The following is a 19,489-nucleotide window of genomic DNA, read 5'->3' on the forward strand; positions in this document are numbered from 1 at the left end:
TTAGTTACTCTTTTTCTGACCGTTGGACGGTGTGCTTTTATCCTGCAGCTGTGAGGGAACAAGCACGGTAGTGACGCGCTTGCCGGTGCTGCCGTAGGCCTGCATTTTCTGCTCTTTGACCAGATAGGTAATGCGATCGCCTTTAACATTGCTGTCAAGCTGCTCCAGATAGGCATTCCCGGTGAGCTCAACAAAATCCTTCGCCAGTTCGTAGTGCATCTTCTGAGCGTGGCCCTGAACCGGCTTTCCATTGTCCTGCATCTGATAGAAGGTGGCAGGACTGCCATAGGCATCCACAATCGTTTTATTGCTGTCGCCACCGGGACGCGTCACCACCACTTTATCGGCGGTGATCTTGATCGAGCCCTGGGTCACGATCACTTTACCCGTGAAGGTGGCCACATTGCCCTGCATATCCAGCGCCTGGTTTTCCGAGTCGACGTTGACCGGCTTATCGGAATCTCCGGTCAGGGCCAGAGCAGGTAAGCTGGCAGCCAGAAGCAGAGATGCCGTCAGTAACTTAAGGCTGTTGTTCATTTTGAATTTCATAAGATGTTTTGACCTTTTCAATCAACTCGGCAGTTTTCTTCCGTAAATTTCCGCGCATCTTCATTCCCGTAGAGTTAAAGCTGCGGCCATAAAGCGTAACCCGATCGTTTGAGGTGACATCCTGAGTGGTCAGATTCACCAGCGCATTATCGGTTTTAATTGTTTGCAGCTGCGAGTCCTTCGTCAGGCTGTTTACTTCTACATTGCCGTACAGGAACAGCATGCGATCGTTGGTCAGTTTGGCTTTATCAGCGCGCACGGACCAGGTTGCAACCTTGTTTTCATCGTAAGTCGTCATCTTAGGGTTGTCGAACCAGCTAATGGCGTCCGCGGAGAAGTAAGTGACCTTATCCGAAATCAGCCTGTAGCTCAGTCCCCCTTCAGGGTTATAGACCACGGTGTGCGAATTATCGCTCAGATAGGTGGGTTCGCTGTCATTGCTGCTGACCGCACTGTCACTGTTGTCAGAGTCTGCCAGATTCCAGCCAATCAAAACGATGGCAATCAGCGTCAGTAACAGTGTAATCCAGCGTCTTGTTTTACTCATACCGACTGCCCTATGGCCATATCAAACGTGCCCTGAGCAATTAAGATCAGGTCGCAAAGTTCCCGAACGGCGCCGCGACCACCGGCGATACGTGTCACATAGTCGCTCCTGGGGAGCAGAACCGGGTGTGCATCGGCAACGGCAACGCTCAGGCCAACCTGAGCCATAACCGGCCAGTCGATCAGGTCATCACCGATGTAGGCGACCTGGCTGGCGTTCAGGGCTAGTTTATCCAGAAGTTCGCGGAAGGCCAGAGTCTTATCAGATTGTCCCTGATAAAGATGGGTAATCCCCAGCGTAGCACAGCGATCCTCCAGCAGCTTCGCCTTGCGGCCGGTGATAATCGCCACGTCCACACCGGAAGTCAGCAGGCAGCGAATGCCGTAGCCGTCACGGACATTAAAGGCCTTGAGCTCTTCACCGTTATTGCCCTGATAGATCACGCCGTCGGACATCACCCCATCTACATCGCAAATCAACAGTTTAACCTGCTGCGCCTTTGCCATGACCTGCTGGCTGACGGGGCCATAACAGGTGTCAACGGTGGCTGCTGGATTACTCATTATCGCTCTATTCCTTATCAAACAACGCCGGCGCGCAGCATGTCGTGCATGTGTACCACGCCCAGCAAATGGTCGCCGTCGGCCACCATCACGGAAGTAATGTTCTTGTTCTGCATCAGATTCAGGGCATCAACCGCCAGCGTATTGGGCCTGACGCGGATGCCTCCCGGGGTCATCACGCTGGCGATGCTGGCATGCTGTATATCAATGCCCATATCGAACACCCGGCGCAAGTCACCGTCGGTAAAGATGCCTTCAATTTTCATCAGGTCATCGCAGATGACCGTCATCCCCATATTTTTACGAGTGATTTCCAGCAGCGCATCGCGCAGCGACGCATCATGGCTGATATGCGGCATCTCGTTACCGGTATGCATAATATCATCAACCCGCAGCAGCAGCTTACGCCCCAGCGCTCCGCCCGGATGCGACAGCGCGAAGTCTTCTGCCGTGAATCCACGCGCCTTGAGCAAAGCCACTGCCAGCGCATCGCCCATTACCAGTGTAGCCGTGGTGCTGGTCGTTGGCGCCAGACCCAGCGGGCAGGCTTCCTGCGGCACTTTAACACACAGATGAATATCAGCAGCACGCCCCATTGCACTGTCAGGGCGGCTGGTCATACAAATCAGGGAAACGTGCAGGCGTTTCAGCACCGGGATCAGGGCCAAAATTTCGGAGGATTCTCCTGAATTCGAGATGGCGATGACCACATCATCAGGGGTCACCATCCCCAGGTCGCCGTGACTGGCTTCGCCCGGGTGGACGAAAAAGGCTGGCGTCCCGGTGCTGGCAAAAGTCGCCGCAATTTTTTTACCAATGTGGCCGGATTTGCCCATGCCCATAACGACGACTTTACCGCGGCAGCGGGAAATCAGCGAACAGGCCTGGCTGAAGTCGTCGTTGATGTACTGATCCAGCTGTTCCAGTCCTTCGCGTTCGGTCTGCAAAACCTCTTTTCCGGCTTGTATAAAGTCAAAATCAGTATCGGTAATGATATGCGCCATAACTCTTCAGTCCTTTTACCAGAAAGTCACTGAGGGGAAACCATACAGCATGACCACCCAGAGGATAAATCCACACAGCAGCAACGCGCCGGCTATCCGACCAATCCGTCGGTTGCGTTGCAAACAGATCAGCGTAAACAGGGCGCTGACGCCCAGCATTACCCAGTAATCGCGGGCAAAGGCGCTGGCATCAAAGCTGCCGGGATGAATCAGCGCCGGGATGCCCAGCACTATCACCATATTATAAATGTTAGACCCAATCAGGTTGCCGATGGCAATATCATCTTCGCCTTTCAGCGCCCCGGCTATCACCGTGGCCAGCTCCGGCAGGCTGGTGCCCACTGAAATAATCGTGAGGGCAATGACCAGTTCGCTGATGCCGAAATAGTCGGCAATGACCGTGGCGTTATCAATCACCATGCGGGTTGAGACCGGCAGCAGGATCAGGGCCACCGCCAGCCAGAGGAACGCGACGGTGTTGCCGACGTCATCACGGGGGAGCTCTGCCAGCTGCTCGCGGGTCAGGGTGTCATTATTCTCACGTTCTGCCCGGCGGGCGATTTTGATGGTGCAAAGCAGCCAGCAGGCGGCGATGGCGATCAGACCCAGTCCGTCAATACGACTTAAATGATTGTCGAAGAGCATGATGCCGCAGAGAAGCGCGACCAGCAGCATTAACGGAAGTTCGCGGCGTATCAGGTTCGAATGCACGGTCAGCGGATGCAGCAGCGCCGCGCCACCGAGGATCAGCAGGATATTGGTAATATTGGATCCGATGGCCGTGCCGACGGCGATATCCATCTGACCGTGCGTGGCGGCTGAAAATGACACGATAAGCTCGGGGAGGGATGTGCCGATGCCGACGACGGTCATGCCAATGATCAGCGGTGGGATCCCCAGAGATCGACATAAAATGGCAGCGCTAAACACCAGACGATCGGCCCCATAAACCAGTAAGGCTAAACCGATAATCAATAGTGCTATAGCTACGAGCATGAAATGTCCTTTTATCGGATATAATCGTCGGTTGCAGCATGTGACGATGCGTTTCTGGTTACGTTTTTTTAATGCCCGTGATTTTGACGGTCTAAAGCCAAAAAGTAAAACGGATGCCAGCTTTAGCGAAGTGATTGCGGTAAGTTTCTGTAAAAGTGTCCAGTCCGGCGGTTAATGCGTTACCATCGGAAGTATATTTAACGCCTGAATTGAGGATCGAGGTAACTATGGGCCAGACGGAAACGAATTTGGTAGATGTCCGGGATGTCTGTTTCTCCCGTGGCAACAGGCCTATTTTCGATAACATCTCGCTTACGGTGCCCAAAGGGAAAATTACCGCTATTATGGGACCCTCTGGCATTGGTAAAACAACCCTGCTGCGTTTGATTGGCGGACAGATACCGCCGGACAGCGGCGAAATCTGGTTCAACGGTGAGAATATTCCCTCACTTTCGCGATCCCGCCTGTATGCCGCCCGTAAAAAAATGAGCATGCTCTTCCAGTCCGGCGCGTTGTTTACCGATCTGAACGTATTCGACAATGTTGCCTGGCCGCTGCGTGAGCATACTCAACTGCCTGCGCCGCTGCTGCACAGTACGGTGATGATGAAGCTGGAAGCGGTAGGGCTGCGCGGTGCGGCTAATCTTAAACCTTCCGAGCTATCCGGCGGGATGGCGCGTCGCGCTGCTCTGGCGCGCGCTATTGCGCTTGAGCCTGATTTGATTATGTTTGATGAACCTTTTGTAGGCCAGGACCCGATTACTATGGGCGTTCTGGTAAAGCTTATCGACGAACTAAATCATTCACTGGGTGTCACTTGCATTGTGGTTTCCCACGATGTGCCTGAAGTGCTGAGTATTGCCGATTACGCGTATATCATCGCCGATCGGAAAGTCATCGCCCAGGGCACCACTCCTCAGCTGCAGGAGAATAAGGATGCCCGAGTGCGCCAGTTTATTGATGGTATTGCAGATGGGCCGGTGCCGTTTCGTTTTCCGGCAGGAGATTATCTTCACGATTTAGTCGGCTCAGGGAGTTAACAAACTGATGTTTCTAAGAGCGCTGGCGTCATTAGGACGTCAGGGAATCAATACCTGTTCTGCTTTTGGCCGCGCGGGGTTAATGCTGTTCCATGCGCTGGTCGGCGTCCCCAGCTTTCGCAAGCATGCGCCGCTGTTGGTTAAACAGCTTTACAGCGTTGGCGTATTGTCACTGCTGATCATCGTGGTTTCCGGATTGTTCATTGGTATGGTGCTGGGCCTGCAGGGCTACCTGGTGCTGAATACTTATGGGGCGGAATCCAGCCTGGGAATGCTGGTGGCGCTGTCGCTGCTGCGTGAGCTGGGGCCGGTCGTTACTGCCCTGTTGTTTGCCGGGCGAGCGGGTTCAGCGTTAACCGCTGAGATCGGTTTGATGAAGGCTACCGAACAGCTTTCCAGTATGGAAATGATGGCGGTCGATCCGCTACGGCGCATTGTTTCACCGCGCTTCTGGGCAGGGGCGATCAGCATGCCTCTGCTGACGCTGATTTTTGTCGCCGTAGGGATCCTTGGCGGCGCGATGGTCGGTGTCAGCTGGAAGGGGATCGACAGTGGTTTCTTCTGGTCAGCGATGCAGAATGCGGTCGACGTGCGTACTGATATTATTAACTGCGTGATTAAGAGCCTCGTGTTTGCGATTACCGTGACCTGGATTGCGCTGTTTAACGGCTATGACGCCATTCCGACGTCCGAAGGGATTAGTCGGGCAACAACGCGTACCGTGGTGCATGCCTCTCTGGCAGTACTCGGTCTGGATTTTGTGCTTACGGCACTGATGTTTGGGAATTGATTCGATGCAAACGAAAAAAAGCGAAATTTGGGTAGGTGCCTTCTTACTGTTTGCGCTTTGCGCGATCGTCTTTCTCTGTCTGCGCGTTGCCGATCTTAAGTCTCTCGGCAATGAACCGACGTGGAAACTCTATGCTACCTTTGACAATATCGGCGGCCTGAAGTCAGGTTCACCGGTCAAAGTGGGCGGCGTAGTCATTGGCCGCGTAACGGATATTGAGCTTGACCCTAAAAATTATTCACCGCGGGTCACCATGGATATTGAGGAAAAGTATAACAATATCCCTGATACCAGCTCGCTGGCGGTGCGGACATCCGGTCTGCTGGGTGAACAGTATCTGGCGATGAATATCGGTTTCGATGACCCGGAAATGGGGACTGCGACGCTGAAAGATGGCGGTACCCTGCAGGACACCAAGTCGGCAATGGTGCTGGAAGATTTGATAGGTCAGTTCCTGTATAAAAGCGGAAATGGCGACGATAAGAGCGCAGATAAGGCAGACAATAATGGTGCCCCTGAGCAACCGGCTGCGGCGAACACTCCAGAAGAGGATAAGTGATGTTTAAACGTTTACTGATGGTTGCGATGCTGATTATTGCCCCGATTGCGGCTAACGCGGCGGCGGATAAGACCAACCCCTATTCGGTGATGAACGAAGCGGCTGCGAAAACCTTCGACCGCTTGAAGAGCGAGCAGCCTAAGATCAAACAGGATCCCAACTATCTGCGCCAGGTTGTCAAAGAGGAACTGCTGCCGTACGTCCAGGTGAAATATGCTGGTGCTCTGGTGCTGGGCCGCTATTACAAAGAGGCGACGCCGGCGCAGCGCGAAGCGTACTTCAACGCTTTCGGTGAGTATCTGGCTCAGGCCTATGGCCAGGCTCTGGCGCTTTACAACGGTCAGACTTACCAAATTGCCCCCGAGCAACCGCTGGGCAATGCCGATATCATTGCCATTCGCGTTACCATCATCGACAAGAATGGCCGCCCACCGGTGCGCCTGGATTTCCAGTGGCGTAAGAACAGCCGTACGGGTGAATGGCAGGCCTATGACATGATTGCTGAAGGGGTGAGCATGATTACCACCAAGCAAAATGAGTGGAGTGATATTCTGCGTCAGAAAGGCATCGACGGATTAACCGAGCGGTTGAAATCCTATGCGAAACAGCCAATCACTCTGGATAAACAGCAGTGACCGACATGACGCCAGATTTGCTGAGCTGGAAAGTCGAGTCGGGTCTGCTGCGCCTTAGCGGTGAGCTTGAACGAGAAACCCTGCTGCCGTTATGGCAGCAGCGGGATGCGTTAATGCAGCAGGCCGATATCATTGATGTGTCCAGCCTGGAACGCGTAGACTCTGCGGGACTGGCGCTGCTGGTGCATCTGCGGCAGATCGTACTGCAAAGGGGTAAGACGGCGCGTTTCACTGGGATAACCGATAAGCTGCTTTCGTTGATTACCCTCTATAATCTTCAGGAAATAATTACGGATAAGCGCTGATCCCACATACGGCGGCCAATGTCGCCGTATCATATCGGAACATCTTGAGTTCGTTGATCTTTATATTCCTCTGCCCTTACCTGTCCCTTCTGCCTTGCGATGCGCATGGCGCTAATCATCCTTTTTTAGCCTTTTTCTGATGACCCAGGCATTTTTTGCTTGTTTAAGAGTAAGGCAGATTCCACTAATATGTGTGCCTGTTTATTATCAGGTGAATTTGAAAGCATCATGGAAAATAGTGAAATTCAGTCCGTGCTTATGAGCGCGTTACCGCTGCAGGAAGTCCACGTTACCGGCGACGGCAGCCACTTTCAGGTGATTGCCGTGGGTGAATTATTCGGTGAACTGAGCCGCGTTAAGAAGCAGCAGACGGTCTATGCTCCCCTGATGGCCTACATTGCGGACAACCGTATTCACGCCGTATCAATCAAGACTTACACTCCTGAAGAGTGGGCGCGTGACCGTAAGTTAAACGGTTTCTAAGCGACAGAGGTCCACCCCGCGATCGCGTTCTGGTGGGCTGAGTCGCAGATTTTTGGTCTGACAACAGAGAGCAGTTGCAATGGATAAATTTCGTGTGCAGGGTCCAACCCGGCTGAGTGGTGAAGTCACAATTTCCGGGGCTAAAAATGCTGCCCTGCCAATCCTGTTCGCTGCTTTGCTGGCTGAAGAACCGGTAGAGATTCAGAATGTCCCGAAACTCAAGGACATTGATACCACCATGAAGCTGCTGGGTCAGCTGGGTGTGAAGGCTGAGCGTAATGGCTCGGTACATTTGGATGCCAGTAAGGTCGATGTTTACTGCGCACCCTACGATCTGGTGAAAACCATGCGCGCGTCTATCTGGGCGCTGGGTCCACTGGTGGCGCGTTTTGGTCAGGGACAGGTCTCACTGCCCGGCGGCTGTGCTATTGGCGCACGCCCGGTCGATCTGCATATTACCGGCCTGGAACAGCTGGGAGCGGAGATCAAGCTGGAAGAGGGCTATGTTAAGGCGTCGGTCGAGGGGCGTCTCAAGGGCGCGCATATCGTCATGGATAAGGTTAGCGTGGGTGCCACGGTCACCATCATGAGCGCCGCCACGCTGGCAACCGGAACCACGATTATCGAAAACGCCGCCCGCGAACCGGAAATCGTCGATACCGCCAACTTCCTGAATACGCTGGGTGCAAAAATTACCGGCGCAGGTTCCGATCGCATTACCATCGAGGGCGTAGAGCGCCTGGGCGGCGGTGTTTATCGTGTGCTTCCCGATCGTATCGAAACCGGTACTTTCCTGGTCGCTGCTGCCATTTCCGGCGGTGCAGTGGTCTGTCGTGCGGCTCAGCCCGACACGCTGGATGCGGTACTGGCTAAGCTGCGTGAGGCCGGTGCAGACATTGAAGTGGGCGAGGACTGGATAAGCCTGGATATGCACGGCAAGCGTCCAAAAGCGGTTAATCTGCGCACCGCTCCGCACCCAGGCTTCCCAACGGATATGCAGGCGCAGTTCAGCCTGCTGAATCTGGTGGCTGAAGGAACCGGGGTGATCACCGAAACGATTTTTGAAAACCGCTTTATGCACGTACCGGAACTGGTACGCATGGGCGCGCACGGTGAAATTGAAAGTAACACCCTGATTTGTCACGGCGTGGAAAAACTTTCAGGTGCTCAGGTGATGGCGACCGATCTACGCGCATCAGCCAGCCTGGTTCTGGCTGGCTGTATTGCTGAAGGCACGACGATTGTGGACCGTATCTATCATATCGATCGCGGTTATGAGCATATCGAAGATAAGTTAATGGCTCTGGGCGCGAATATTCAGCGCGTCAGCGGCGACGAGTAATTTTACCGGTAATCTCTGCTCCAGGGTCGGTCATCAGCACCGGCCCTTTTTTTATTTTCGGATCAGTTTCTTACGGTCGATAAGCTGTTTCGTCCTGGCATCGTAATAGCGGCTGGGCCAGATCTCCGCCGGATGTATCTCCAGGGCATCGGCAATTAACCACTCTCCCTTAGGCCACGGCCGGCAAAGTGTATTCGCCAGCGTTGATGAGCTTAACCCCGCCAGCCGAGACTGTTCTGCGAGGGTAGTGCCCCTTTTGCGCAGAGCTGCAATGATGTCGGCAGGATGCCAGTCTTGAGAATTATAGGCCACGTGCTCTTTCTCCTTGTGCACTTGTGGAAACAACAGGAAACAAACTACACAGGAGTGATGCTGGCCTGTGCATCCGTTTTCATCCTAAAAGTCCTGACGATCATAACGGAACTTATAAGATGCTTTATAGCAAGTTGCTTCCATAAATTTCCAGTAATTTTTATACGAAGAGCCAGTTTTGCGTAGCTCTACGCAAAAGTGCAGCTAAATGATGTAACGTTACATCGGTCAGCGGTTTTTGGAATGCACAGCGGCGAGTCGGCGCTCGAAGGAAGGGTGAAATGCGCGGATTTCCGCGCATTTTTAATTAATATTCGCGTTGTACTGACATGTGCGCAAGGGCTTCAAGCGCGCTACGCCAGGGCGATTCTGGCAGCACCTGCAGGGCTGTAATGGCTTTATCCGCTTCGTGCTCAGCGGCCTGGCGCGTCCATTCCAGTGAACCACATTGATTCATCGTTTCCAGAACGGATTCCAGTAAATGGCGCCCGTTACCTTCTTCAATGGCTTGACGGATCATGCTGGCCTGCTCGGGGTTTCCGTTACGCATGGCATGCAGCAGCGGCAGCGTTGGTTTGCCTTCGCTGAGATCGTCACCCACGTTTTTACCCAGGGTGGCACCGTCAGCACTGTAATCCAGTAAATCGTCGATCAGCTGGAAAGCCGTGCCGATGTAGCGGCCATAATCCTGTAAAGCCTGCTCCTGCTCCGCGGTGGCACCGGCCAGGATCCCGGAAGATTGCGCGGCCGCTTCAAATAAACGCGCCGTTTTGCTGTAGATAACCCGCATATAACTTTCTTCGGTAATATCCGGGTCGTTGCAGTTCATCAGCTGCAGAACTTCCCCTTCGGCAATCACGTTAACCGCTTCTGACATCAGCGCCAGAACCCGCAGCGAGCCGAGGCTGGTCATCATCTGGAAGGCGCGAGTATAAATAAAATCGCCAACCAGCACGCTGGCCGCATTGCCAAATGCAGCATTGGCCGTGGCTTTGCCACGGCGCATATCTGACTCGTCGACCACATCGTCATGCAGCAGCGTGGCGGTGTGAATAAATTCGATCAGTGCCGCCACGGCGATGTGCTGCTTGCCATCGTAATTATTGATAGCGCGTGCAGCCAGAACGGCGATCATCGGGCGGATGCGTTTACCACCGCCGCTAATAATGTAATGGCCCAGCTGATTGATAAGGGATACGTCCGAGTTCAGCTGGTCGAGTATTGTCGCATTGACATCCGCCATATCCTGCGCGGTAAGTTCATTTATCTGTTCTAAGTTCATCAGTCTGTTCAGCTATCGCTCGCTCAGTTTGCTGGTATGATAAGCGCCTTTACGCGTGCCTGTGGCATGAAATGTATGACAGATTGTACTTGAAAAACACGATGGTGAAAGCGTCCCATTCACGTTGCGTTTTTTTTCTGCAATACAGCGTAACTGGCACTTGTCATTGGCGGCGAAGTTGCGTAGAATTCGCGCCCTATTGTGAATATTTATAGCGCAGCCTGATAATCAAAAAAAGGCAAGCGCGAGAGCGGAGTTTTATATGTACGCGGTTTTCCAAAGTGGTGGTAAACAACACCGAGTAAGCGAAGGTCAGACCGTTCGCCTGGAAAAGCTGGACATCGCAACCGGCGAAACCATTGAGTTCGACCAGGTTCTGATGATTGCCAACGGCGAAGACGTTAAAATCGGCGCGCCTTTAGTTTCAGGTGGCCTGATCAAAGCGGAAATCGTTGCTCACGGTCGTGGCGACAAGATCAAGATTGTTAAGTTCCGTCGTCGTAAGCATTACCGTAAGCAGCAGGGTCACCGTCAGTGGTTCACTGATGTGAAGATCACTGGCATCAGCGCCTAAGAGGAGATCTGACAAATGGCACACAAGAAAGCTGGTGGCTCGACCCGTAACGGTCGTGACTCCAATGCAAAACGTCTGGGCGTAAAACGTTTCGGCGGCGAATCAGTTCTGGCTGGTAGCATCATCGTTCGTCAGCGTGGTACTAAATTCCACGCAGGTACTAACGTTGGCTGCGGTCGTGACCACACCCTGTTTGCAACTGCAGACGGCAAGGTCAAATTCGAAGTTAAAGGCCCGAACAACCGTAAATACATCAGCATCGTTGCTGAGTAAGGTTTTCGAGCCGCAGAGTGGCTTCCATGCCACTTCTTGCTGCGAAATGAAAAGCCCCGCATTCTAAGTGCGGGGCTTTTTACATTCTGCCTGCTGGGAATTTCACTGCGTCGACTGGCCTCGCAACAGATCCTGTTTTTGCTGTACACTTTATGTTCAGTAGTGTTGCTGCCGGTGATGAGGATCCCTCTCCTCGGGCGGGTGACATTGTTCGGCGTAACGATGACGCTGACGTCTTTTTAACGCTGATGTTTTCAGAATTATTATCGCCTGACTGGCCCGAATTTTGCCATTCCGACACCGAAGCCTCTGGCTTCACCGGAGCAACTAACGTGGCGTCAGGTGCCATATTTTCCGCAATGGGTCATCGCTTATGGCCACGGCGGAGCAATCCCGTTCCGGTGCAGTGGCACCGGGCCACGGGCGAATGAGTGACGGAGAAGTAAAATGAAGTTTGTTGATGAAGCGACGATCCTGGCAGTAGCAGGCGACGGCGGCAATGGCTGCGTCAGCTTCCGTCGTGAGAAGTATATTCCTCGTGGTGGTCCGGACGGCGGTGACGGCGGCGACGGCGGCGACGTTTATATGCAGGCCGACGAAAACCTGAATACCCTGATTGACTATCGGTTTGAAAAATCCTTCCGTGCGGAGCGTGGTCAAAACGGCCAGAGCCGCGACTGTACGGGGAAACGCGGTAAAGATATCATTATCAAAGTGCCTGTCGGCACGCGCGTTATCGATCAGGGCACCGGTGAAACCATCGGCGATATGACCCATCATCAGCAGCAGCTGATGGTCGCGAAGGGCGGCTGGCACGGGCTGGGTAACACCCGCTTTAAATCGTCCGTAAACCGTAGCCCGCGCCAGAAAACAATGGGCACGCCGGGTGAAAAACGCGATCTGCAGCTGGAACTGATGCTGCTGGCTGACGTGGGCATGCTTGGCCTGCCTAACGCCGGTAAATCGACCTTCATCCGCGCCGTCTCAGCAGCAAAACCAAAAGTTGCCGATTATCCCTTCACCACCCTGGTACCAAGCCTGGGCGTGGTGCGCATGGATAACGAACAGAGCTTTGTAGTGGCCGATATTCCGGGGCTGATTGAAGGCGCTTCCGACGGCGCTGGCCTGGGGATCCGCTTCCTGAAGCACCTTGAGCGCTGCCGCGTACTGCTGCATACCATTGACCTTGCACCGATCGATGAAAGCGATCCGGTGGAAAATGCCCGCGTGATCCTCGGCGAGCTGGAAAAATACAGTGAGAAACTGTTCCAGAAGCCGCGCTGGCTGGTTTTCAATAAGGTCGACCTGCTGGATAACGAAGAGGCTGAAGCGCGCGCGAAGGCGATTGCTGATGCGCTGGGCTGGACCGATAAGTACTACCTGATCTCTGCCGCGAACCGCGTGGGCGTTACGCCATTGTGCTGGGATATTATGTCCTTCATCAATGCCAACCCGAAACAAGCCGAACTGGAAGCTAAGCAGCCAGAGAAAGTGGAATTCATGTGGGATGACTACCATCGCCAGCAGCTGGAAGAATCGCAGCCTGTCGTTGAAGAAGACGACGACTGGGATGACGACTGGGACGATGAAGACGACGAAGGCGTTGAAATCATTTATCAGCGCTAATCTTCGATGAAAACAGGGACGCCACGGCGTCCCTGTTTTTTTTCAGTCGATAATCGCGCTGGTCAGCGGCGAAACAGCGTAAAGCCGGCCACGCCTGTTCTTGACTCGCGATACCCTGAGGCAGGGGCAGCAGGGCGTGGTGTTAATTGAGGCCGAATGCGCGCAGCATGGTATTTAGTTTAATGCCGGTTTCACGCCATTCGGATTCAGGCGTGGAATCGGGAACAATCCCCGCGCCGGCAAACAGGCGAACCCGGTTTCCGGCAACTTTTCCACAGCGGATTGTCACTACCCACTCACCGTTGCCATGCTCATCGCACCAGCCCACGATGCCGCCGAATAAATCACGGTCAAAAGGTTCCAGTTCTGCAATCAGCCGCATAGCGCTGGCGTGAGGATAGCCACTCAGCGCCGGAGTCGGATGCAGCAGGCAGGCCAGCGAAAGGGCGTTTTCCGCTGCGTGGCGGGCTTCACCCTTGATCGGGGTGCCGAGATGCCACAGTGTACCGGTACTCAGCAGTGCCGGTTCGGCAGGGAGGGTCAGGTGCCGGCTGCGCGATTGCAGCACGTCGCGCAGGGCATCGACCACTACCTGATGCTCATAACGATCTTTTACGGAGTTCATCAGTTGCTCGCCGGCTGCGCGATCCTTTTCCCGGTCGCTGTCACGCCGGGCCGAACCCGCCAGAGGGTGAGTGTAATAGCTGCGGCCATGCATGCGCAGCAGCAGTTCCGGGCTGGCCCCCAGTAGCGATCCTCCCTGTGCCAGCGGCACGTGAAAATTGTAGCTGTCGGGATTCTGCTCAATGAGTTTTTTCATCAGGCTATCAACGTCGACAGGTTTTTCCGTCACGATGTCCATCAGGCGCGAAAGAACCACTTTATCCAGTGAAGAAGAGGCCGTTGCTGCAACAGCCTGACTCACCATCCGCATAAAATCAGGCCGCTCGGGCAGGGCCCGGCGACGCAGAATATCATTATGCTCCGGGCCTGGGGGCTGCCGCGGCTGGAAGCTCCTGCGGTCAAAAAAGTGGCTCGTTTCAGGAATAAACAGGGCGGAGGGCTGGCTGATATCAAAGGGGATGGCACCGACGACGACCGGGTTAACGATCCCCTGACGTTTTGCTTCTGACAGGTGCCGTCTGATTTCGTGTTGAAAACGACCCGTAATGATTTCGCCTTCACGCGCTGGCGTGCTGATAGTGGTGAAGCAACCTTTCGCGGTGAGGCTACGCCATGGAGACAGAAAGAAAAATCCACTGGCTGCAGTCTCAGAGGCTATATGCAGCGCGCTTGTTGAAGTTAACAATTCCATTGTGTGGCCTTATTTATAAAATAAATTAAGTAAGAATTGTTATTTAGCGTTTTACCCTATTTTTGAAGGCTGTTCGTTGATCTGACGGGGTAATTGGGGGAGAACGATGCGCTCAGGGATTATTCCGAAGAAGGGCTGACTCAGTTAAGCTGCCGGGGAAACCGGCACTGGGCATCAAGGCCGGTGCGATCGCTACGGTTAGTCAGGCTCAGCTGGCCATGATGGATTTGCACGATGCGCTGGACGATATTCAGCCCCAGGCCGCTGCCGCCAAATCGCTGATCCATTCGGCGGAACGCTTTTACCACCTCCTGAACGTCACCAGCATGAATACCCGGGCCTTCATCACGCACAGTGACCTGGCTACCGTTTTCAGTGGCCGCCAGTATCAGCGTGATATTGCTGCCCTGTGGGCTGTAGCGCGAGGCGTTCTCCAGCAGATTTCTCAGCAGCAGACGCAGCAGAACGGCGTCGCCCTGAACGTGGCTGCCGTGGCTGGTATCTTTAACAATGAGCTGCTGTTGATTCAGGGCCAGCATCTCTTCCATCTCCAGCCGCAGTGGCTGAACCACGTCCTGCCAGCTGAGGGTTTGGTAGTGACCACTTACCAGCATTTGACCGGCACGTGACAGCATCAGCAACTGCTCGATGACATGCATCAACTGATCGACTCGCTCAACCAGCATCGCACCCAGCGGGTTACCTTCCTGCTCCAGCAGTTCCAGATGCAGCCGCAGGCCTGCCAGCGGCGTGCGTAACTCATGGGCCGCATCTGCCGTAAACAGCCGCTCCTGCTGCAGCGTATGGTCCAGGCGCGCGAGTAGCTGATTCAGCGCACCGGTCACTGCCACAATTTCATCCATGTCCGAATGCAGCGGCAGAGGCGTGAGATTATCCGCCGAGCGTGAGGCCAGGCTGCTTTGCAGGGAACGCAGGGGGCGAATTATCCAGCTGATGGCCCAGAAAGAGAGCAGCAGGGTAAAGCAAACCATCACCAGTGAGGGAAGCAGGAGGGACGCTATCGCTTCACGGATCTCGTTTTCGACATGCTCATTGCGGGCATGATTGCTCAGCGTTTCATTAACCAGGAAGCCGATCTGTTCCCGGCTTTCATGCCATAACCAGAATGCACTCATCAGCTGACAGCTCAGCAGAATGAGTGCCAGCATAATCAGCAAACGCCGCCGCATGCTGTTCATGCGCGCTCTTCCAGCCTGTAGCCCACTCCACGCACGGTCTTGATGCGATCTTTGCCCAGTTTGCGGCGAAGATTATGGATATGGACCTCTAACGTATTCGAACTGGTGTCGTCCTGCCAGCTGTAAAGATCCTGCTGCAGCGTTTCGCGGTGTACCGTCTGGCCAAGGCGCATCAGCAGACGAGTCAAAAGAGCAAACTCCTTTGGCGTGACCTCAACCGGGAGGTTATCGACGGCAACCTGCTGGGAGGAAAGATTGAGCGTCATATCGCCACGCTCCAGCAGGTTATCGCTGTGTCCCTGATAGCGGCGGATCAGCGCCCGAACGCGGGCTTTCAGCTCCACCAGAGCGAAAGGTTTCACCAGATAGTCGTCAGCACCGGCATCCAGCCCTTCTACCCGGTCTTCCAGCGCGTCGCGTGCCGTCAGGATCAGCACCGGCAAATCGATCTGTTCTTTACGCCACTGGCGCAGCAGCTCGGCCCCATCACGATCGGGTAAACCAAGATCCAGCACAATCAGGCTGTACTGACCGCTGCGCAGAAATGCGGCTGCCTGAGCCGCATTACTTGCACAGTCAACGGCGTAACCTTCCCCGGTCATGGCCAGCGTCAGCCCTTTCTGCAGCAGCTCATCGTCCTCAACAATTAATATTTTCACTGATTAATTATTCCGATAAACGTCCTTATACAGACGGCTTTCAAAACGGACCAGCGGAATGCGGCGCTGACGCTGATCCTCCGGCGGTACAGCATAACCGGAGAGGAACTGAACAAACGCCACGCGCTGTCCACTGGCGGTGGTCATAAAGCCAGCCAGGTTATAAACCCCCTGCAGTGACCCGGTTTTAGCCGAAACTTTACCGTCAACACCCGCTTCGTGCAGACCACCGCGATAGCGCAGCGTGCCATCGTAGCCGGCCAGCGGCAGCATGGAGATGATATTGAGCTGTTGGTCGTTTTGCGCGATATATTGCAGCACCTGCATCATGGTAGCAGGAGAAATCAGATCGTGACGGGAAAGCCCGGAACCATCGACCTGGATACTGTTACCCAAATCGATATTGGCTTTCTGGCGCAGGATCTGGCGCACCGCATCTGAACCTGCCCGCCATGTGCCGGGCACGTTGAAGCGCTCATGTCCGATCGTGCGGAATACCGTATCGGCAATCATGTTGTCTGACTTTTTCAGCATGATTTTCAGCAGATCGCGAAGCGGCGCCGACTGAGTCTGCGCCAGCACGGTGCCGGGCTGCGTGACCAGAGTCTGGCGCACCAGATGGCCGGTATAATCAATGCCGGCATTTTGCAGTTCAGATTTCAGAATTGCACCGGCATAACTGGCACCGTCCTGGATGGCGAAGGCCAGGGGCAGGGGTTCTGCGCGCTGGGTCAGGCAGCCGGTGAGCGTGAAGCGATTCAGTTCGCCAGGCACGACATCCAGCTCGCAGTACTGCGCATCTGCCGATCCTCTGGCCAGCGTTCGGACTTCACTGAACATATTGACCGGGTACCAGGATGCCACACGAATAAAGGCTTTTTCCCCCGGCGTTTGCGCGCTGTAGAGCGAAACCGAGAAGCAATTACGATCGACAATCGCTGCACCCGGCGGCGCGCTGAAGCACTGCGTCATATCGTTCCACGGCCAGCCGGGCGCTTTATCGTGGCTGGCAAACACCGACGTATCAATGACCAGATTACCGGCAACATGCTCCACGCCCTGTTTTTTCAGGTTGGTAACCATATTGCGCAGATCCTGGCGCGTCAGGGTAGGATCGCCGCCGAATCGGGCAACCAGATCGCCGCGCAGCGTATTGCCGCTGATGCTACCCTTGCTCTCCAGCTGGGTATTGAAGCGGTAATCAGGGCCAAGCTGCAGCATGGCGGCCAGCGCGGTAATCACCTTCATTGTACTGGCCGGCAGCGCCATCTGCTGGCTGTGATAATCAATAGAGGGCGTCGTCGCCCCAATTTTTTGCACTACGAGCGCCAGGTTGGCACCGTCGGGTAGGTACTGTGTGTAGTCTTCGACGGGGGCTGCTTGTGTCTGCAGCATAAATGCGCAGCTAAGGCCGGTAACAATTCGTGAAAATCGCATAATCTCGCGGTAACTGACAGGTGATGCTGTCATACTACGGTGCATTGCGGGGGAAAGTAAACGATGACCCCCAGGGAACTCTGGGGTAAAATACGTATCAAATTGAAAAATAGATCCTGACCTGGAGTTTACTCCGGGTCAGGCTTCTTTTGTTTTAAATCAGTAGAAAGCGCCGCAGAACGCCTTTTCTGCATACCATCCGTCAGGACGACGACACTTTGAACAGGACAGATTTTAAGAGGTATTGAGATGAACCAGATTCCGATGACGTTAAAAGGCGCTGATAAACTGCGCGAAGAGCTGGAAGAGCTTAAAACTGTAAAACGCCCCAGGATTATTGCCTCAATTGCTGAAGCACGGGAGCACGGCGACCTGAAGGAGAATGCGGAATATCATGCTGCTCGCGAAGAGCAGGGATTCTGCGAGGGCCGTATCCAGGAAATTGAAGCCAAGCTTTCTAATGCCCAGGTGATTGACGTCACAAAAATGGCCAGCAATGCTAACGGTCGGGTGATTTTTGGTGCCACCGTTACCGTGTTGAACGTGGATACGGATGAAGAGTCAACCTACCGTATTGTGGGTGATGATGAAGCTAACTTTAAGCAGAATCTGATCTCTATCAATTCGCCGATGGCGCGCGGCCTGGTGGGTAAAGTTGTTGATGATGTTGCTATCATCAAAACCCCGGGCGGCGATGTGGAATATGAAGTGTTAAACGTTCAGTACCTCTGAGTCTTGCTATCCTCATTGCGCATGAGGGTTTTGTAAAGATAAGAAAAAGGCCGCACTGCGGCCTTTTATCAGAATGAGGAGCGTGGCACTTTCTCCTGACCTGAGTTTGTATGGAATGGCCGGTCAGCTGACCAGCCGCCCCCTCAGCGCGGAATGGAGATCTTGCGTTCCTTCGTTGGACGGTACAGCACCAGCGTTTTGCCGATAACCTGTACATTCACTGCACGGGTTTCGCGCACGATAGCTTCGACCACCAGGGCTTTCGTCTCACGGTCTTCCGTGGCGATTTTCACCTTGATGAGTTCATGGTGCTCCAGTGCATGTTCGATCTCGGCCAGCACTCCCTCGGTCAGGCCGTTGTTGCCCAGCATGACAACGGGCTTCAGCGGATGGGCCAGACCTTTCAGGTGCTGTTTTTGTTTGGTACTCAGATTCATCGTATTTTTTACTTACATTGGGATTGAAAACGGGTCATTCTACCGCCATCTCGAGTGTATCACCAAATCGGCATCGCTGATTTGCGCGGTTATTTATCGCAAACAATGAATCATAGTTGGAAATTGTATGACTGGTAAAAAGCGTTCGGCCAGTTCCAGCCGCTGGCTACAGGAACACTTTAGCGATAAATATGTGCTTCAGGCACAGAAAAAAGGGTTGCGTTCGCGCGCCTGGTTTAAACTGGATGAAATACAGCAGGGCGACAAACTCTTCAAACCCGGGATGACCGTGGTTGATCTTGGTGCGGCTCCCGGCGGTTGGTCACAGTACGTGGTAACGCAGATTGGGTCAAAAGGTCGCGTTATTGCCTGTGATATCCTGCCTATGGATCCCATCGTTGGTGTCGACTTCCTTCAGGGCGATTTTCGCGATGAGGAAGTACTGAAAACTCTGCTGGAACGTGTTGGTGAGACTAAAGTTCAGGTTGTGATGTCGGATATGGCACCCAACATGACGGGTACACCCGCAGTGGATATTCCCCGGTCGATGTATTTATGTGAGCTTGCCCTGGAAATGTGCCGTGATGTACTGGCACCCGGTGGCAGCTTTTTAGTGAAGGTGTTTCAGGGAGATGGTTTTGAAGAATACCTGCGGGAAATTCGCTCCCTGTTTACGAAAGTAAAAATTCGTAAGCCGGACGCTTCACGTTCTCGTTCGCGTGAAGTGTACATTGTAGCGACAGGGCGCAAACTGTAACCCTCACAGCCGGATCCGCCGCCGTAGTATTGTAGCGATTCCAGATGTGAAGGATATGTAGTACCCTACGCTG

Annotated in this window: 24 protein-coding genes; 12 read left to right on the forward strand and 12 right to left on the reverse strand. The window is 54.0% G+C overall.

The features are described 5' to 3' along the window. From lptA to PGH32_RS17155, 5 genes are read right to left on the reverse strand one after another with little or no spacing between them, the layout of a single operon-like run. Positions 1-549 (reverse strand): lipopolysaccharide ABC transporter substrate-binding protein LptA, encoded by a 549-nt coding sequence (gene lptA / locus PGH32_RS17135; protein ID WP_337894659.1) that lies wholly within the window; start codon positions 547-549, stop codon positions 1-3. Further along, a complete protein-coding gene (gene lptC / locus PGH32_RS17140) occupies positions 521-1,096 on the reverse strand; it encodes an LPS export ABC transporter periplasmic protein LptC (protein WP_314424505.1) in 576 nt (191 codons plus the stop codon). Before lptC ends, lptA begins: the two co-directional genes overlap by 29 nt. Continuing rightward, positions 1,093-1,659, reverse strand: coding sequence for a 3-deoxy-manno-octulosonate-8-phosphatase KdsC (gene kdsC, locus PGH32_RS17145; protein WP_314424503.1), 567 nt, complete (start codon positions 1,657-1,659; stop codon positions 1,093-1,095). Before kdsC ends, lptC begins: the two co-directional genes overlap by 4 nt. Positions 1,660-1,676: 17 nt before the next feature. After that, positions 1,677-2,663, reverse strand: a complete 987-nt coding sequence (kdsD, locus tag PGH32_RS17150) for an arabinose-5-phosphate isomerase KdsD (RefSeq protein ID WP_314424500.1) — start codon at positions 2,661-2,663, stop codon at positions 1,677-1,679. A gap of 15 nt (positions 2,664-2,678) precedes the next feature. After that, entirely contained in the window at positions 2,679-3,659 is a 981-nt protein-coding gene (locus PGH32_RS17155) for a calcium/sodium antiporter (RefSeq protein WP_314424497.1), read from the reverse strand. 227 nt (positions 3,660-3,886) lie between these two features. Between PGH32_RS17155 and mlaF the strand changes: the two genes are divergently transcribed. From mlaF to murA, 7 genes are all read left to right on the forward strand, one after another. Further along, positions 3,887-4,699, forward strand: a complete 813-nt coding sequence (gene mlaF / locus PGH32_RS17160; RefSeq protein ID WP_314424494.1) for a phospholipid ABC transporter ATP-binding protein MlaF — start codon at positions 3,887-3,889, stop codon at positions 4,697-4,699. A 7-nt stretch (positions 4,700-4,706) separates the two neighbouring features. Beyond that, the gene (gene mlaE, locus PGH32_RS17165) at positions 4,707-5,489 is read left to right on the forward strand and encodes a lipid asymmetry maintenance ABC transporter permease subunit MlaE (RefSeq protein WP_314424491.1); all 783 of its coding nucleotides are present in this window, start codon (positions 4,707-4,709) and stop codon (positions 5,487-5,489) included. Between the two features lie 4 nt (positions 5,490-5,493). Continuing rightward, a complete protein-coding gene (mlaD, locus tag PGH32_RS17170; RefSeq protein WP_314424489.1) occupies positions 5,494-6,048 on the forward strand; it encodes an outer membrane lipid asymmetry maintenance protein MlaD in 555 nt (184 codons plus the stop codon). Next, complete coding sequence (gene mlaC / locus PGH32_RS17175) at positions 6,048-6,683, forward strand: phospholipid-binding protein MlaC (protein WP_314424487.1); 636 nt, start codon at positions 6,048-6,050, stop codon at positions 6,681-6,683. Before mlaD ends, mlaC begins: the two co-directional genes overlap by 1 nt. Positions 6,684-6,688: 5 nt before the next feature. Next, entirely contained in the window at positions 6,689-6,988 is a 300-nt protein-coding gene (mlaB, locus tag PGH32_RS17180; RefSeq protein WP_314424484.1) for a lipid asymmetry maintenance protein MlaB, read from the forward strand. A gap of 228 nt (positions 6,989-7,216) precedes the next feature. Beyond that, positions 7,217-7,471, forward strand: a complete 255-nt coding sequence (ibaG, locus tag PGH32_RS17185; protein ID WP_105593107.1) for a BolA family iron metabolism protein IbaG — start codon at positions 7,217-7,219, stop codon at positions 7,469-7,471. Positions 7,472-7,550: 79 nt separating this feature from the next. Continuing rightward, positions 7,551-8,813: a UDP-N-acetylglucosamine 1-carboxyvinyltransferase gene (gene murA / locus PGH32_RS17190; RefSeq protein WP_314424479.1), complete on the forward strand. Its 1,263-nt coding sequence runs from the start codon at positions 7,551-7,553 to the stop codon at positions 8,811-8,813. 51 nt (positions 8,814-8,864) lie between these two features. Here murA and PGH32_RS17195 read toward each other — a convergent pair whose 3' ends face one another. Together PGH32_RS17195 and ispB are read right to left on the reverse strand one after the other, a co-directional pair. Beyond that, positions 8,865-9,125, reverse strand: a complete 261-nt coding sequence (locus PGH32_RS17195; protein ID WP_314424476.1) for a helix-turn-helix domain-containing protein — start codon at positions 9,123-9,125, stop codon at positions 8,865-8,867. Between the two features lie 307 nt (positions 9,126-9,432). Continuing rightward, positions 9,433-10,407 carry an octaprenyl diphosphate synthase gene (gene ispB, locus PGH32_RS17200; protein WP_314424473.1) on the reverse strand — a complete coding sequence of 325 codons (975 nt, stop codon included), beginning with the start codon at positions 10,405-10,407 and terminating at the stop codon, positions 9,433-9,435. 262 nt (positions 10,408-10,669) lie between these two features. On the opposite strand from ispB, the gene rplU reads away from it, so the two are divergent. The 3 genes from rplU (at position 10,670) to cgtA (ending at position 12,880) form a co-directional block, all read left to right on the forward strand. Further along, entirely contained in the window at positions 10,670-10,981 is a 312-nt protein-coding gene (gene rplU, locus PGH32_RS17205) for a 50S ribosomal protein L21 (protein ID WP_123336110.1), read from the forward strand. 15 nt (positions 10,982-10,996) lie between these two features. Then, entirely contained in the window at positions 10,997-11,254 is a 258-nt protein-coding gene (rpmA, locus tag PGH32_RS17210; protein WP_017349604.1) for a 50S ribosomal protein L27, read from the forward strand. A gap of 447 nt (positions 11,255-11,701) precedes the next feature. Beyond that, on the forward strand, positions 11,702-12,880 hold the full coding sequence (gene cgtA / locus PGH32_RS17215) for an Obg family GTPase CgtA (protein ID WP_314424466.1): 1,179 nt from the start codon (positions 11,702-11,704) through the stop codon (positions 12,878-12,880). A gap of 142 nt (positions 12,881-13,022) precedes the next feature. Here the strand turns inward: cgtA and PGH32_RS17220 are convergent, their stop codons facing one another. The 4 genes from PGH32_RS17220 to dacB form a co-directional block, all read right to left on the reverse strand. Continuing rightward, positions 13,023-14,195, reverse strand: coding sequence for an isochorismate synthase (locus PGH32_RS17220; RefSeq protein ID WP_337894660.1), 1,173 nt, complete (start codon positions 14,193-14,195; stop codon positions 13,023-13,025). Positions 14,196-14,335: 140 nt separating this feature from the next. Next, entirely contained in the window at positions 14,336-15,394 is a 1,059-nt protein-coding gene (pmrB, locus tag PGH32_RS17225) for a two-component system sensor histidine kinase PmrB (RefSeq protein WP_337894661.1), read from the reverse strand. After that, positions 15,391-16,053 (reverse strand): two-component system response regulator PmrA, encoded by a 663-nt coding sequence (gene pmrA / locus PGH32_RS17230; protein ID WP_314424457.1) that lies wholly within the window; start codon positions 16,051-16,053, stop codon positions 15,391-15,393. The genes pmrB and pmrA overlap by 4 nt, the downstream gene beginning before the upstream one ends. Before the next feature lie 3 nt (positions 16,054-16,056). Continuing rightward, positions 16,057-17,490 carry a serine-type D-Ala-D-Ala carboxypeptidase gene (gene dacB / locus PGH32_RS17235; RefSeq protein WP_314424454.1) on the reverse strand — a complete coding sequence of 478 codons (1,434 nt, stop codon included), beginning with the start codon at positions 17,488-17,490 and terminating at the stop codon, positions 16,057-16,059. A gap of 249 nt (positions 17,491-17,739) precedes the next feature. Between dacB and greA the strand changes: the two genes are divergently transcribed. Further along, positions 17,740-18,222 carry a transcription elongation factor GreA gene (greA, locus tag PGH32_RS17240; RefSeq protein WP_123336130.1) on the forward strand — a complete coding sequence of 161 codons (483 nt, stop codon included), beginning with the start codon at positions 17,740-17,742 and terminating at the stop codon, positions 18,220-18,222. Positions 18,223-18,365: 143 nt separating this feature from the next. On the opposite strand, the gene yhbY is transcribed toward greA, so the two are convergent. Then, positions 18,366-18,659 (reverse strand): ribosome assembly RNA-binding protein YhbY, encoded by a 294-nt coding sequence (gene yhbY, locus PGH32_RS17245; protein ID WP_123336132.1) that lies wholly within the window; start codon positions 18,657-18,659, stop codon positions 18,366-18,368. A gap of 127 nt (positions 18,660-18,786) precedes the next feature. On the opposite strand from yhbY, the gene rlmE reads away from it, so the two are divergent. After that, the gene (gene rlmE, locus PGH32_RS17250) at positions 18,787-19,416 is read left to right on the forward strand and encodes a 23S rRNA (uridine(2552)-2'-O)-methyltransferase RlmE (protein ID WP_314424447.1); all 630 of its coding nucleotides are present in this window, start codon (positions 18,787-18,789) and stop codon (positions 19,414-19,416) included. The last annotated feature ends 73 nt before the right edge of the window (positions 19,417-19,489 follow it).

Origin of the sequence: Erwinia sp. SLM-02, from assembly GCF_037450285.1 — a bacterium.
In the GTDB taxonomy this organism is placed as follows: Bacteria; Pseudomonadota; Gammaproteobacteria; order Enterobacterales; family Enterobacteriaceae; genus Erwinia.

Bases quoted from the DNA above. Each gene is read 5' to 3' on its own strand.
- dacB (WP_314424454.1), bottom strand. From the start codon at position 17,490: ATGCGATTTTCACGAATTGTTACCGGCCTTAGCTGCGCATTTATGCTG.
- lptA (WP_337894659.1), bottom strand. From the start codon at position 549: ATGAAATTCAAAATGAACAACAGCCTTAAGTTACTGACGGCATCTCTG.
- lptC (WP_314424505.1), bottom strand. From the start codon at position 1,096: ATGAGTAAAACAAGACGCTGGATTACACTGTTACTGACGCTGATTGCC.
- kdsD (WP_314424500.1), bottom strand. From the start codon at position 2,663: ATGGCGCATATCATTACCGATACTGATTTTGACTTTATACAAGCCGGA.
- ibaG (WP_105593107.1), top strand. From the start codon at position 7,217: ATGGAAAATAGTGAAATTCAGTCCGTGCTTATGAGCGCGTTACCGCTG.
- rlmE (WP_314424447.1), top strand. From the start codon at position 18,787: ATGACTGGTAAAAAGCGTTCGGCCAGTTCCAGCCGCTGGCTACAGGAA.
- murA (WP_314424479.1), top strand. From the start codon at position 7,551: ATGGATAAATTTCGTGTGCAGGGTCCAACCCGGCTGAGTGGTGAAGTC.
- rpmA (WP_017349604.1), top strand. From the start codon at position 10,997: ATGGCACACAAGAAAGCTGGTGGCTCGACCCGTAACGGTCGTGACTCC.
- mlaB (WP_314424484.1), top strand. From the start codon at position 6,689: ATGACGCCAGATTTGCTGAGCTGGAAAGTCGAGTCGGGTCTGCTGCGC.
- ispB (WP_314424473.1), bottom strand. From the start codon at position 10,407: ATGAACTTAGAACAGATAAATGAACTTACCGCGCAGGATATGGCGGAT.
- PGH32_RS17155 (WP_314424497.1), bottom strand. From the start codon at position 3,659: ATGCTCGTAGCTATAGCACTATTGATTATCGGTTTAGCCTTACTGGTT.
- mlaD (WP_314424489.1), top strand. From the start codon at position 5,494: ATGCAAACGAAAAAAAGCGAAATTTGGGTAGGTGCCTTCTTACTGTTT.
- cgtA (WP_314424466.1), top strand. From the start codon at position 11,702: ATGAAGTTTGTTGATGAAGCGACGATCCTGGCAGTAGCAGGCGACGGC.
- PGH32_RS17220 (WP_337894660.1), bottom strand. From the start codon at position 14,195: ATGGAATTGTTAACTTCAACAAGCGCGCTGCATATAGCCTCTGAGACT.
- mlaE (WP_314424491.1), top strand. From the start codon at position 4,707: ATGTTTCTAAGAGCGCTGGCGTCATTAGGACGTCAGGGAATCAATACC.
- mlaF (WP_314424494.1), top strand. From the start codon at position 3,887: ATGGGCCAGACGGAAACGAATTTGGTAGATGTCCGGGATGTCTGTTTC.
- pmrB (WP_337894661.1), bottom strand. From the start codon at position 15,394: ATGAACAGCATGCGGCGGCGTTTGCTGATTATGCTGGCACTCATTCTG.
- kdsC (WP_314424503.1), bottom strand. From the start codon at position 1,659: ATGAGTAATCCAGCAGCCACCGTTGACACCTGTTATGGCCCCGTCAGC.
- rplU (WP_123336110.1), top strand. From the start codon at position 10,670: ATGTACGCGGTTTTCCAAAGTGGTGGTAAACAACACCGAGTAAGCGAA.
- mlaC (WP_314424487.1), top strand. From the start codon at position 6,048: ATGTTTAAACGTTTACTGATGGTTGCGATGCTGATTATTGCCCCGATT.
- greA (WP_123336130.1), top strand. From the start codon at position 17,740: ATGAACCAGATTCCGATGACGTTAAAAGGCGCTGATAAACTGCGCGAA.
- yhbY (WP_123336132.1), bottom strand. From the start codon at position 18,659: ATGAATCTGAGTACCAAACAAAAACAGCACCTGAAAGGTCTGGCCCAT.